This is a genomic window from Cylindrospermum stagnale PCC 7417, from assembly GCF_000317535.1.
In the GTDB taxonomy this organism is placed as follows: Bacteria; Cyanobacteriota; Cyanobacteriia; order Cyanobacteriales; family Nostocaceae; genus Cylindrospermum; species Cylindrospermum stagnale.
The window spans coordinates 540,108-554,467 of the sequence record NC_019757.1 but is presented as its reverse complement, the minus strand read 5'-3'; the positions used below and the strand labels follow the sequence as shown (position 1 = coordinate 554,467).

The 14,360-nt window shown below is 42.6% G+C and carries 6 protein-coding genes; 2 read left to right on the top strand and 4 right to left on the bottom strand.

What is annotated here, in order from left to right:
* Positions 1-20: 20 nt before the first annotated feature.
* On the bottom strand, positions 21-3,668 hold the full coding sequence (locus CYLST_RS02350) for an acetate and sugar kinases/Hsc70/actin family protein (RefSeq protein WP_015206095.1): 3,648 nt from the start codon (positions 3,666-3,668) through the stop codon (positions 21-23).
* A 305-nt stretch (positions 3,669-3,973) separates the two neighbouring features.
* A complete protein-coding gene (locus tag CYLST_RS02345; RefSeq protein WP_015206094.1) occupies positions 3,974-6,520 on the bottom strand; it encodes a P-loop NTPase family protein in 2,547 nt (848 codons plus the stop codon).
* Positions 6,521-7,473: 953 nt separating this feature from the next.
* On the opposite strand from CYLST_RS02345, the gene CYLST_RS02340 reads away from it, so the two are divergent.
* Complete coding sequence (locus tag CYLST_RS02340; RefSeq protein WP_015206093.1) at positions 7,474-10,236, top strand: PAS domain-containing protein; 2,763 nt, start codon at positions 7,474-7,476, stop codon at positions 10,234-10,236.
* Between the two features lie 43 nt (positions 10,237-10,279).
* Here the strand turns inward: CYLST_RS02340 and CYLST_RS02335 are convergent, their stop codons facing one another.
* A complete protein-coding gene (locus tag CYLST_RS02335) occupies positions 10,280-11,377 on the bottom strand; it encodes a 3-oxoacyl-ACP synthase III family protein (RefSeq protein WP_015206092.1) in 1,098 nt (365 codons plus the stop codon).
* 235 nt (positions 11,378-11,612) lie between these two features.
* Here CYLST_RS02335 and CYLST_RS02330 point away from each other — a divergent pair, with 235 nt between their 5' ends.
* Positions 11,613-13,394: a thiamine pyrophosphate-dependent enzyme gene (locus tag CYLST_RS02330; RefSeq protein WP_015206091.1), complete on the top strand. Its 1,782-nt coding sequence runs from the start codon at positions 11,613-11,615 to the stop codon at positions 13,392-13,394.
* Here CYLST_RS02330 and CYLST_RS34080 read toward each other — a convergent pair.
* A complete protein-coding gene (locus CYLST_RS34080) occupies positions 13,385-13,786 on the bottom strand; it encodes a hypothetical protein (protein WP_157162515.1) in 402 nt (133 codons plus the stop codon). The two genes, CYLST_RS02330 and CYLST_RS34080, sit on opposite strands and share 10 nt — an antisense overlap.
* Positions 13,787-14,360 lie beyond the last annotated feature (574 nt).

Genomic DNA, 14,360 nt, shown 5'->3' with positions numbered 1-14,360 from the left:
GAATATGGATTTATTATCTGTTAATGGATGCCACAAAAGGGGTCACGTTCTTTATCGACTTCGTTGGGTTGCAGTTCTAGTTCAGCGCGAAAAATGCATCCTTCTTGTTTGAGACATTCTTGATTTGTCGATGTCCAGTAAGGGACTTCGCCGGCGTGCATCCGCAGTATACCTTTATCGTCGAGAGATACACGATATTGGCAGGGGTAATCTGTGGTGACGTCTGGTTTACTGAGTGCGCCAATTCTGATCCATTTTTTGCTGTTGGTTTCAGTGTCTGTTTGATAAACATAAAAGGTGTGCTGGCCTGCTTGGGGAAATGGAGGTAAGGGATTACTAATTAACCCGCTTCCTGGTTGGGTGACGCCATCGAGCAAATAGTGAAAGATTTTTAGCGATTTACTCTCCTCTTTGCCGGCTTCAAATACTAGATGATAGGCATCTGGTTGATCTACTGTGGCTGACTCTAGAACATTGATGGCAATATCACCATCATTCAATACTTTATGAGAGCCTTCTACGGCGATATTCCACGGCAACTTACCATCAGCAAACAGGTCTGATTTATCTGCTGTGTCCGCAGATGAAGATATTACTGAATTTAGATCAATGCCAGAAACATCAATTAAATAATGGGGATTTCCCTGACACAGCAGGACGCTAAATTGTAGGGTTTGGTCAATTTCAAATTGAACTTTGATTTTTGTGAGAAACTCTTTTTCTTCCATCTGTAGTTTATCCATCAGGCTTTTGCCATCAAAGCTGCCCCACAGGCGTAAATCTCCATCTTCGTAGTCTTGCCGATAGATGATGTTAGTTAATTGTATGCCTTTCCATTGAGTACGTACTTTGGCGACATTTTCCCAAGCGGAGAGTTGATAGAGTTCTTGTCCAGCATTGAATATTGGCAGCAGGTCGTTGCTTTGGGTTTTGCGTTTGAAGTTACAGGGCAAATAATAAAATAGGTTTTTGACATCTATTTCTAGCTGGTTGGCTCCCTTACGCAGCAATTCTTTAGACTCTTCTGGGTCAAATCTCAGCCTCCGCAATTTCTCGGCGTAACAGGCACCGGCGGAGGTGGCGAGCTTGGTAAATTCCAGCACAAAGGTAATCCGCTCTGGATTCCAGACGAAATATGGAGACTTGCTAAATTCCTGGTAAATTTGCTGCTGTACAAGGTCGAGATTACAAGTTTTGCCTGAGAGGATTAACCAATCAACTTTATGAGTGTTGGCAGAATCTTTGGTGAGATCTTTTGGATGTAAGCGGCTCTCCATCAGTCCTTGGGCAATACCGATCGCTTCTTTGATTGGGGAAATGGCAGCTCGTTCAAACTGCTGGCACTCTAGGGTGAGGCCAATGCTATTTGGATCTCTGATTTGGAATTTCACGCCACTTTGGGTGAGTAGTTCGCCAATTTGCTGTTCAGAAAGGGTGAAAGTCAGCAGGGAGGCGTCGGTTGGTGGTTTTTGACCCAATTTGAGTTTGGCTGTTTCGCTATGTTCCCAGAGGGTGTAAAAGGTTTGCAGGCGTTGGGGGGCTTGTTGCCAGCGGGTGGGTAATACTTTCTCGGCTGTATCTAGGGCGTCTTTTGAGGCGACATCACCTTCAGGATTTTCTTTGTCTAGACATCTTAATAGACTGCCGCTTTTGAATTGCCCTTGTGCTAAAAAGCGCTCGTTTAACTCGGAGTTAATTAAATCTTCGAGTTTTTCGCTTTCTAAATCACCTTTGGTGACGGCTGTTAACAGAAAATCGGCGATCGCAACTTTCAACAATCTAAAAATTCGCAAGGTGATTAACTCACCGCCTAACTGTAGATGACCAGAGGAACCGAGCAATTTTGGCGTCAATTTATAGTAACGTCCCCCTAAACCCCGGTCTTCATGATCGGCAAAGGAGGGGGTTTTATCTTCTAAAGTGAGTTCAATTAAAGCTAAGTCTGTGGTACCACCGCCGATATCCAAGACGAGGACATTTTGTGACCACTTATTCCCTACTTGGCGACAACGGGTTTTGAATGACTCAATGCCGATGTTGAGATTACCGCCAAATTCGCGCCACAGAAAGAAGATCGCCACGGCTACAGCTTCATCGTAAGCCGTTTGCACATCGTCAAAACCCAACTGCTCTACCAGTTCTTTAACTTCTTTGCGAACTACTGGGGGGGCGACTGTGGGGTAGGTAACAACTGCTGTTAAGAAATCGCCTTCAGAAAATCTGCGTCTGGCTCGTTGGCGGTAATCTTCGGTTAATTCGATCAGATTTCCCCAAGCTGCTTGAATGAGTTGATTAACGTTGATTGTTGCTTCTTGTCCATCCAAGATGACTGGAAAAGACCGCTCTTGACCAAAGTAGCGTTTGGGTGAGTGGTGAAACCGGCTGATAATTTCCTTGAGAGAAGTACTTGTTCCTTGGGCGATCGCTTTTTTGCGGTTGTCGCTAGCTTCTCTACCCATCCGCAGTTGTAACGGCATCAATTGGGAAACTTCCAACTCACTCTTAATTTCGGTCTCGCGGCGGTCGATATCCAGCACTACCGGGATCAGGTTTTGCGACTCTAGGGTGGGGACGCGGAAGACTTCGTGATATATCTGGTAAAGCTTTTTGCTCACAGCCCGCCGAAAGCGATCGCTATTTCCCAAACACAACTCGATTTGGCGAATCGCTTCTAAAAATTGCTCTTTGCGATCGCTCTCAAAAACTTCGCTCAAGCGGTGCGGTTCAATCTCCAGGTTTTTGCTAATATCCGCAATAAATTTCTCCCATTCACTCGCACTCACATCTGGTAAAGCCACAGCAGCAGGGGAACTCAGCCATTGGGCCAAGCGATCGCGTAACCGTAGTTCTTGCTCTCTGGGTAAAATTTCGGCGATCGGCACTTCAATCGGATCAAAAAGTGTGACCGTAGAGTTAGACGTTCCGAAATCTAAAGCGAACCAGCCAGGAAATCTTTTTTGTTGTTTCTCGCTCGGTTGTTGTTCACTAGAATTATTGAGATTGAGTTGAAAAGGGTTCATTGCAGTATCCATTTCTGTTGTTTGCTCAATTGGCAACTGCTGAAAATCTGGCTGACTTTCCACGATATCTAGAAAACCTTTCTCCACCTCTCCAAACCTCTCCTGAAAGGAGAGAGGCTTTGAATTATCCCCATTCCAGCTAACAAAAGTTTTTCCGCTTCCCTCTTCTAGAAGGAAAGGTTTAGAGAGAGCTAGGGAATAGGGCTGGGGAGTTAGGTTTTGCGTTGGTTGTTCCACATAGCGTGAAATTTCAGGAAAATCTGGTAGACACCACAGATAACACTCAGCCCCGATATGTTTTTGCACAGACAGTAGGGGATTTCCCGCAGCGTCAGCATCAAAATACTCAACAATCACCTGTAAAGTGCAGTTGACTGGTTCTGTTATAGGTTGCTCTAGTTTACAAGGGTATTGTCCTAGTTGACCCAGGTTAGAAATTTTAGTTGGTGTGGCAGAGTTGAATTGTTTGTAGGCTTTTTGAATTTGGACTGCTATTTCTATTGGTGTTCCTCTAACAGTGCAGAGAATGCGAGAAATATGTGGGATATTGCTGCCAAAAGCGAAAATTTGAATGGCAGGAATGTCCAAATTATTATGTTCTTTAACCCGCAGTTGATAGCGAGGTGGAAGCCGTATTTCCACAGGCATTTTAGATTTTCCTTGAGCGCGAAATTCATATCAAACTTGTCATTTTTTCCAATCACCACTGACAACTAATACCATTTTAGATTTTAGATTTTGGATGGGAAACCGCTTGGTGTATCTGGTTTCCTCTGTCCATCTGTCGCCATCATTTTTCTTTCTTGGTATAACAATGAGACACCTTGCCAAAACCCTAGTTAATTATTTATGACCACAAATAAACACCCCTAAATTATCTATATTTATCTGTGTAAATCTCGTAGTTTATCTGTGGTTACATTTCCCTAAGATTAGCTTTTGCAAAAACGCTGTTAAATATCCAGATAAGAAATTGCCGAAATTTCCGAGACAATCTGTAACCAAGCAGGAATTGCTAACTCAGTTGGTGAGTCTCCAGCAGCAATATATCTGAGCAAAGCCTCTTTTTTCGAGAGGTTTTGCAGACCGGGAATAATTTGATCTAAAATACCTTCTAGTTCAGAATTAACTTGCCGATTAACTTCGCTAACATATTGCACAAGATGGAGACTGACGCTAGCAGTAATTTCATCTCGCAGTCGCAACACGAAAAGTTGGTGATTAGCGGATCTGGGTAAGTTTTGACTTCTTTCAGGTGCCCAATCAAAGATTTGACCAATGTTGTGTTTTTCGTCTTGACGCGCCAAAGGAAACATAATTCCCGGAGAAATGCCTTGATCTTGGCTACTAATTTCTGAGATAATTGCCCCGTGCCATTGCTGAGGATCACATCCTAACAGCAGTTTATAAAATAGGTCGGCTTCTTCCAGACCAAATTTTGATTCAATATCTTGTTCCAAATCTGGGTTGATAATAGCCTGCAAATGTGTACGTTCTAGGGATACTTGACTTGATAATTTACTCAAACAGTCAGCAACTGCCTGACGAATAAGATCGCGGGCAAAACTTTCTAGTTCCTGAACAGTTTTTTCAAATGCTGGATAAAAATCATCACTCTTTGTTGGTAGGGAATTATTAACTCGGTTTCCTCGGTCAAATAGCTTCCCTGCTGCACCTTTAGATTCTGCTAAAGCAATTGTGCCATTGTTGGCTTTATTGAAGAGCAAAGTCCATTGATTCCAGTTAAGTATTCTAAATGTTAGTTCGTCTTTTACCAGATCACTAACCACAACTCCCCGTCGGTCTTTAAGTGGTTCTTTGCCTAAATCTTTTTGGAAATTCCGGTAATTTTTGTCCAAGCTTTCAATTACCAAGCGCAATTCGCTTAAAGCTGGACTGTCTGCTGTTGGTATCCCTTGCTCGTGAATTTCCTCTAAGATATACTTCAGGCGATCTTGTTGTTGACGCACTGCATCAGCAGCCCTGCGAGTATCTTCATGCAATTGCTTCAGACCGTGATTAGCTACATGAGTTTGAATCAATTCCCGCAATTTGTTAATACCTCCATCTTGGGCAAAGTAACTTAGTTGTCTGCCAAGATAGTTACGAGGGTCGGATGCTTGCAACAGTTCGCTTAATCGTCCCCATTTCTGTTGCAGTCGTTTAGACTGTTCCAGGTAATTAGGATAATCTAGGTTAGCTAAAAACTCTGGTGAACCAGCTTTGACTGTACTCGAACGTTTTGCCAACTCAGCCAATCCTAACAGCGGCGATAGTAAAACAATCCGGTCTTTTTGGCTGGTAAAGGCTTCAGCGCCATCAATAATAGTTTGCAGCACTTTGAGTTTTTGGAAAACAGTTTTCCCATCCATTGCATTGGGGACAAGACTATCCTCAATCAGATAATCGAGTTCTCTTTCACCGCCTTCATTTTCTAGGGGTAGTTGATCAAACCGACCGACACCGACGAGAATTAGATCCTTGAGATCTTGTCCTGGTCGCTGCTGCTGCATCATGGTAAAAATTTTATTTGCGCGATCGCTTCCCGGAGATTTACCATTGAGCAATACGAGAATTGTCTGTACTTCTGCTAATTCCCGCAGTGACAAAAATGTATCCCGTGCGCCAGAGTTCGCCGCCCCCAATCCGGGAAAGTCTAGCAGCAAAAACTCGGAAACACCCGCCAAATCCCAAATTTCCCGTGAGATTTTTACCTCAATATCAACTCGGCGGATAAGTAAAAAACTATTCTGCAATAACTTAGTTGGTAACCGCTGGGGTGGACTCGGTAATCGGATATGCGCTGGTGGTAAATCTTCAAAATTGAGAGTTTGAATGGCTATGGGCATTTCGACTAGCTGTAGCCCTTCACGAGCAGTAGTAGCATCAATTTCATAGCTGTTACCACACATCGCTTCACCATAAGCCTGATAAGCTCGCAGGAACAATACCAACTCCCGCAGTAGATAACGTAGCTCTAAATTATTACTGGCAATCCATGCTTCTTCACACCAGTTAAGAATATCTTGCCCAGTCTTGATTAACGCCTGTGGTAGGGCTGGGAGTCTGGCTGCTATTGCTCGTCTGTTTGCTTCCTCTAACATGAAGTTGAGGCAATCCTTCACTTCTTCATGAGACAGATAATCTACCGTGTAATTATCTACTTGGGTTGTTGCAAAGCCGTCTTGCAGTCGGAGATGAATGGCGGTGACGTTACCTGTAGTCGGATTTTCACTCACTGGTAAAGCATCTGCATAACCAATCAAGCTCCCCAAAAGCAAAGTTTTACCGCTACTGAATTCCCCCATGACGCCGATTTTAACTGGTGAAGTGGCAAGTTCTACAGTTTTTTCGGCGGTTTCTCGGAGGCGAACCAGACAGTTATCAAGGCTAGCAGGAACCCAATCTTCTTGTTGAGAGGGGTGTTGGGGCACCGAGTCTATTTTCCGGAGAATGAATTCGCCGTACTCTTGAAAACGGCCCAGTTTTCCTGGTTCCATAGAGTAGTTTTTCACCTCAGATAATTTTCTGTGAGTTTTATAACATAAAAAACGCGAACGACAACTATTCATGCAACAGGCTGATAGCTCATTTCCCATTGCTATGGGTCTATTTGCAACTTTGGGCTGAGTGCTTTTTATTAGCTGACAACATCCTTAAAAAAATAATTTCAGTGGCAAAGGTCAAAAATCCGTCAATATTTATGGGTTAGCTGTTCCCGATTTGATTTGCACACAATCATCAGCAGCCAGGATTCTTGCCAGTCATGGTTTTTATCATTTTGAGGGCAGGAGTGCTTACCCACGGCTAATGCCTACATGTAGCGTGCCTGCGGCCCTTTCTGGAATTTTCAATTACTTAGGAATCTCTCTGGAATTTTGTATCGCCTTTACATACTTTGCCAGGAAGATAATTTATCCATAAAGCGCCGGGAAGATTCAGAACCAGCACAACCGCAGAATGAGGATGAACGTCTTAGAAATTTATTGTTTATATTTTGTTCAGCCAAATTTTATTTCATTTATATATTTTTTGCTTCATTAAAATTTTACATTTTTGCGGAAACTTTGTCATAAATTAACAATACTCGAACTTAATTATGTTGCGCTACTGATCTAAATTGTATATTAGTTAACTAAGCAAAGCCTATAACTTTTGGCTTAGAGATAGTTATAACCTTTCTCCCCTGTGATATCACTATCAGTCTAGATCTGCATCTATCTAAAGTAGGTTAAAAGATAACTCCGGTGTCTGGATATTTGAGGACTTATAAGTAATTATAACTTCAGTAATTTTACTATTACTCACGATAGGAAACCGACATAATCTAGTTGTAAATATGTAATATAATTCTTTACTTAATGATAATTCAGTCAAGAATTTAGCTCTATATATTTTTTTAGATAAGTATTTAAACTTCCATTAAAAACTTCTGCAAAACAGGCAGGTAAAAGTGTTTCCGGAAATAGTATCAGACTTGATCGACCAAATCATAGTTGTAGGGGCAGAAATACAACGGTCGGAGCAACTACTTTCCCAGCAGGCAGATACAGAACCTCTGATGATTTGGATGGCTGGAAGTGATGGAGTTTACCACTACTTCAATGCAGTTTGGGGGGAATTTACGGGACAATGTCTGGACACAGACCGCTTTGTATCGGCGCTAGCAGAAGATAACAGCAACATTTGGGCTTGTTGCGTACACCCAGAAGATAGGCAGCGGTGTGAAGATAGATATCACACAGCATTTGCGGTGCATGATTCGTTCCAGAGACAATATCGCCTGCGTCATCAGTCGGGCGAATACCGCTGGATTTTAGATACAGCAGTGCCACGGTTTGCAGCAGATGGTAGTTTTCTCGGTTATGTCGGTTATCTTGTGGATTTTACAGATGTAGAAATCAAAGAAATACCAACTCAAGAAAGTGAAGTTAGGTTACGGCTAGCGCTGAATAGGGCGCAGATGGGAGTGTGGGATTGGCAAATTACCACGGGGAAATTTAATTTGTCCCAGGGTACAGATGCTTTGTTTGGCATGAACCCCGGAGATTTTGCTGGTACTTATGAGGCGTTTCTCAACTGCATCCATCATGAGGATCGGCACTCGGTAACGGAGGCGATGCATAACTCTGTTGTCGATGGCTCTAACTGCGATATTGACTTTCGGATTGTCTTAGGCGATTGCACTGTGCATTGGTTGCAGATTCAAGGTAATGTTTTGCGGAACAAAAACGGGAAATCAGTATTGATGATGGGTGCAGTCATGTCGATTACTAAGCGTAAATTGACAGAAGCTGCACTAGAAGCGGCCAATCAAAACCTTAAAGCTACTGTCGAAAAACAGGCAATAGAGTTAGAAACAGCACTGAAGCAACTGCAAAGCGAAATCAAACAACGCTGCCAAGCTGAAGCACAGTTATGCCAAAAAAATTCTCAACTTGCAGCTATTTTACAATCGCTTCCCGATTTATACTTTCGTCTTGATGCTGATGGCAATGTCCTAGATTATCAGGTGGGAAAGACACAGAATTTATCTAGCGAATCAGGAGTTTTTCAAGTCCAGCAGATACTGGAGTTTTTCCCACCTGCTGTGAGAGTTCGCTTTCAAGAAGCAATAACTCAAGTACTGGCGACTAAATCTTCAGTCAGTTTTGACTATACTTTACCACCGCCATTCGCCAAGGGTCATATTCAAGCGAGTTTATCACCATTGCCAGAACAACAAATCATTGTTCTTGTGCGTGATCACAGCGAAAGTACACAAGCATCGGCAGCTAATTTTCAAGCGATCGCTCAACGGGAAGCCCTGATCAATCAGATAGCCAACCAAATCCGAGCTTCTTTGGAACTCAATTCGATTTTAGAAACTGCTGTCCAGGAAATCCACAAAATATTCCAAATTGATCGTTGCGCCTTTGTCTGGTATCGACAAAACACAGATCTACCCTACTGGGAGGTTGTCTCTGAGGCTAAATATCCCCACCTCAAGACTCTGCTAGGTTTCAAACCGACTAATGCAGAAATTGGGCCAATAGCCACAAAAGTCTTGAATAAAGAAATCATTCAAATTGATCATGTGGCAACTGAGCTTGATCCGATAGCACGGCAGTTTTTTAGTGATCTTGGCTTCACTGCCTTTATGTCATTGCCTATACATACTCAATGTGGTGAAATTGGTGCGTTTACCTGTAGTTACTGTAGTGGCTTCCGACCTTGGCAAGAAAGTGAAGTGGAATTATTACAAGCAGTTTCAGTCCAATTAGCGATCGCCATTGACCAAGCTAAACTCTATCAACAAAGTCGTACGGCTGCCATAACTGCCGAACAGAAAGCACAGCAACTAGAAGTAGCTTTAGTGGAACTCTCTTCTACCCAAGCTCAACTCATTCAAACTGAAAAAATGTCTAGTTTGGGACATTTGGTGGCGGGTGTTGCTCACGAAATCAATAATCCAGTCAATTTCATCTACGGTAATATCAGCCACGCCAGCGAATATATTAGCGATTTATTGCACTTAATAGAACTTTATCAACAGCACTATGTAGCAGTACCAGAAATTCAACAGGAAATCGAAGCGATTGATTTAGATTTTCTCAGCGAAGATTTACCTAAAATTCTGGATTCGATGAATATGGGAGCCGAACGCATTCGGCAGATTGTTCTATCTTTACGCAACTTCTCGCGCTTGGATGAAGCTGGGATGAAACCAGTTGATATCCATGAAGGCATCGATAATACTTTACTGCTGTTGCAAAATCGCCTCAAAGCTAAACTAGGATGTCCGGAAATTAAGGTGAGCAAAGAGTACGGCAATTTACCAGAGGTGAATTGTTACGCGGCACAGTTGAATCAGGTATTTATGAATCTGTTGGTAAATGCGATCGATGCCTTGGAAGAGTCATCAGTCAAGGGCGAAATGACTGAAAAACCCAAAATCCGCATTCGCACTTTGATTCAAAAAGGCGATTGCGCGGAGCGCAGCGCCGGAGGCGATCGCCTAATAATCAGCATCGCTGACAATGGCCCTGGCATGAGCGCCGAAGTAAAAAACCGCCTATTTGACCCCTTCTTCACTACAAAACCTGTGGGTAAAGGCACTGGTATTGGCTTATCAATTAGCTACCAAATTGTTGTAGAAAAACATCTTGGGAAATTGGAGTGTATTTCGGCGCCAGGAGAGGGTGCTCAGTTTGTAGTCACAATTCCCCTCAAGTAATGTTTGCCTTTGACACCATTGATTGAACCAGTCCAAATGTTTTTCAAAGTCGTTCTCCCTTCGGAGGGGCAGTACCTAGTGCCACATCACCCCAACGCATCACTGTTGCACAAGCACTGCTGGCTGCACCGAAGCCATAGATCAGAACCAAGTCATTTTCACGAATCTTACCCAACTGTATGGCGTGGTAGAGATTGGCTAAGGCCAGCACGGCCCCAATGTTAGCGTAAAGAGGAAAAATGTCAATTGTCCGCTCTGGATCAATACCCAATACACGGATACAGAAGCTTGCAAACCAAGCAGTGGGTGTATTAAAAATGAAAAAGTCAATTTGATCTAAGGTTACACCAGCAGCGGCGGCAGCACCTTGACAACACGTACGTAAAAATTCCGTAGCTGTTTCCCCCATAATCTTGTTTATGTTCTTTGATACTTGAAAACGCAGATGTGGCTTGCCCTGTTTATCTTGTGCAATTTTACCTCTTAATTGATCACACAAGGCACTGGTGTTAACTGTCTTTGTGCCCAGAATACCCTGGTTGACTTCCAGTGGACTGACTACAAAAGCTCCAGCACCATCACTAAAAAACCATGAGAGAGTATCATCTTCATCTAAGAAACGAGAGTATGTACAAGAAATAGCTACCAGTACATTGCGGTAAGTGCCTGTTTTTACCATGGCACAGGCGGTTTCCAGTGCAACTGGGGTACTACCACAGGTTGCATCAAGATTCCATGCACCACATTTCAATCCCAATTGACGGGCAATGAAGGCGGCATTGCCATATCCAATGTATTCAGGTGAGACAGAGGAGACGATCAGCAGATCAACCTGATCGGCAGAAAGTTGCGCCGCATCAAGAGCATCTTTTGCTGCCCGATATTCCAGTGTCAGCGAAGACTCACCCGGACTTAGTACTCGTCGCTCAATGGTGCCACGAAATGGATCTGACATATGTGGCATCATCTCTAATTCAAACTCATTGCTGGGAGTGGATTTAGCAGGCGAAAATAGCTTTGCCAAGCCTTGTTGTTCAGCCTGAGCAACCAACTTAGGATAATTTTCTTTGTAGTAATCGTTGGTACGAATTATGCTGGGAAAGCTGACAGAGAGTGAGCGAATACCTACTGGATTGTGCATCCTGAAAAATCTCCTTTAAGTTTTGCAAAGTCACATCATATACCAAATTTATAATTTTACTGGAATTGATCGCACACCAAGGGTTAACTGACCAAAATCTCAGTAAGCGCAATTTTTAGGAGTAACCATATCTTCATAAAAGAATACTCCACTTCACAGTAAATTTTCAAATTTATTATGTATTTACACTTATCGTTGAATTGATTAAGGTGTATCTCTTCTCAGGCAATCTACGATGTTACTTGAAACTAAATTTCTTCTTCAGGAAAGCTTAAGCAAGCTAGTTTCTGGAAATTTTGCGTTGCTCGAAATTCTTAAGCAATGGGGAATCAAGCATTATGCTGGTGTTAATGGCGGTGGCGTAATTAAGATAGCGCAACATTTATTGCCACTCACTCATCTTCACCAACTGCGTGATGGAATACCACGAATGCTGACGATGAATGAATATATTACTGGTTTTATTCCCCTCGGTTATTATTTAGCAACAGGTAAGTTTGCGGGAACAATTTTGACAACTGGGGCAGCAACAAAATTGGGTCTCTGTGGTTTAACTGAGGCAAAACTACATAATATACCAGCAGTATATCTTGTAGCCTTAAACTCAACCCAAGTGCATGACAAAGCTCCCTTACAGGACGTTTCCGAAAATGGAATGAACTTGATTCCTCAATTGCAAGCAGAATTGGGTGATGGCTGCGTGGTTATTGATGATCTGAGTGTGATTGAAGACAAACTATTAATGGTTCAAAAGATTTTGTCCCAGTCACGACCAGTAGTAATTGCATTTCATCCAGATATCCTTTCCCAAGATATTGATCTAAATCAGCTATCTTTCCCCCCTACACATAGCAACAGCGAAATCAACTATTCAGATATCGATGCATTAGCCAGCCAACTTGCCCAAATCCAACCAACCCAGCGGATTATTCTGTATGTTGGTGAGGAAGCGGCAAGATATGAGCAAATCAGCAGCCTCATCGACGATTTATCGTATCGACTCAAATCACCTATCATCTGGTCTGTCAATGGTGCTAATGCCGTTAGTGAAACCAATCCCTACGGATATGGACATATTATGTTTGGTGGTAACGACCGAGCAATGAAACTTTGGCAGAGTATAAATTCTGATGATGTGTTGATTATGATCGGGCTTGACCCTTATGAGTATGTTCTCAATAACGAACAAATCCGGGCAGGTAATGTATGGCACTTAACTCATTTTCTGTGCCCTTACGGTCATAAAGACGGAAATTTTCAACATCGCGCGGCTTTTGAGTACCAAAAAGTTTATGGTGACATTGTCCTCGTGCTTCAAGAATTACTGAACCGACTACCACAAAACAAGGATTTATCCGGCGTTAATCCGCCACTTGTAAGCCTAAATACCCGGATCATTTCTCGGACAGTGCGCCCAGATACTGTAGATTTATTATCCTTCTACGAACAAATTGGGCAGTTGTGGCAACCTAATACTATTGGTTTTGACGATGTTTGCATGGCCTACAAAGATCGCCCCTACCTCATGCAACGCCGTCACCCTAATATTAGGTTCCACTCTATGTATCATGGTTCGGCAATGGGTGGTGCTTTCGGACTTGGTTGTGGCGCAAAGCTTGGTAATCCATTACTACACACTTTCATCTTTTCTGGTGATGGCTGTTGGCGCTTATATGGAGGTGCGATCGCCGACGCTAGTCATCTGGGATTATGTTTGTTTATCATCAATAACCACAGCTACGGCATAATTGAACAGGGTGCACCGTCAATTCTCCCAGGAGTTGATAGCACACGCTATCATGCTCACCTCCAAAATATTGATTTTGTCGCAGCCGCAAAAGCCCACGCTTGGGATGGATATCGGTTAAAGCCTGACTTGAGCAATTTGCTCGAAATTATGGATGTCTGCTATAACTCCAATAGTCAGTCCATTTTAGTTGAAGTACCAGTAGACTCAACACAGGTCATCGGACTTAACCCACGTGTTTTGAATCTTCGAGGTGATTGTCATTTATAGTTAAATGAATCTGAAGATGCTGGGTGAAATGAGCCATTCGATCCGTGACCGTAGGTGTTACCAACACTTAACTGAATATCTCTAGATAAATCCGTCATAATATACCAAGTCGTATTTTCTGGAACAGTCACTTTATCTGTGGTAATTTGCCAGAATCTAACCCAATACGGTTCAGTTAAGGAGAATCGTCGGTTGGGTTGTAGCTTGCTTCTGCGGAGCAGTAAGAAATGAAACCCAACAAACCGCGAAAAACGTTGGGTTTCGTTCCTCAAACGCCACTTAGAGGAAACGGGGAGAAAATACGCACGTTTTGTGGCTCCCCAACTTAGGCAGATTAAGGTTTTTAGCTCTAACTGAACCGTATTGGAATCTAACCGTTCGACGCTTGCCAAAAACTATTTCTCTAACAAATCTTTCCTCAAACTTACCATTAGGTTGATTAATCCTTAGCAGCCTTCAAGGCGATAGCTAGGCTAAATTCTTGGGTTTTACCAAAATATATTTGATACGGCTGGGCACTTTATTTTTTGGATCTCCCCAAGGTCTGCTAACACCCTCAATACTATTTGAGTCTCAGGAGAGTGACAGAAAAGGGTGATTGTGAAACTTTTTTAAAATGGATTTAAAACTTGATTAATTATTAAAAATGTTAATGGTATTACCATGAAAATCTAGGTTATCTTGATAGATCATCTGATTTAGCGTGATCAAAACGCGGCAATAAATATCAAGAATAGAGCCGACGGACACGCGGTTATTAAAGCTCAACTCCTCCTCAGCAATAACCGGATTAGTTGAGAAGCCCACACTGTACTCAGTACTCCTCCTTCTGTGTGTGGAGTGTGTCACGTAAAGATCTGAGGATATTTTTGAAAATCTCGGAAAATGAATTTACGAGTATGTTGCAATTTATACATTTATATACTTATTTCAAAAAAGCCTACTATATTTTGGGCTAATTTTTAG

What these genes read in the sequence shown, in the direction of transcription:
- CYLST_RS02350 (WP_015206095.1), bottom strand. Translation starts at nt 3,668, where the DNA reads ATGCCTGTGGAAATACGGCTTCCACCTCGCTATCAACTGCGGGTTAAA.
- CYLST_RS02345 (WP_015206094.1), bottom strand. Translation starts at nt 6,520, where the DNA reads ATGGAACCAGGAAAACTGGGCCGTTTTCAAGAGTACGGCGAATTCATT.
- CYLST_RS02335 (WP_015206092.1), bottom strand. Translation starts at nt 11,377, where the DNA reads ATGCACAATCCAGTAGGTATTCGCTCACTCTCTGTCAGCTTTCCCAGC.
- CYLST_RS02330 (WP_015206091.1), top strand. Translation starts at nt 11,613, where the DNA reads ATGTTACTTGAAACTAAATTTCTTCTTCAGGAAAGCTTAAGCAAGCTA.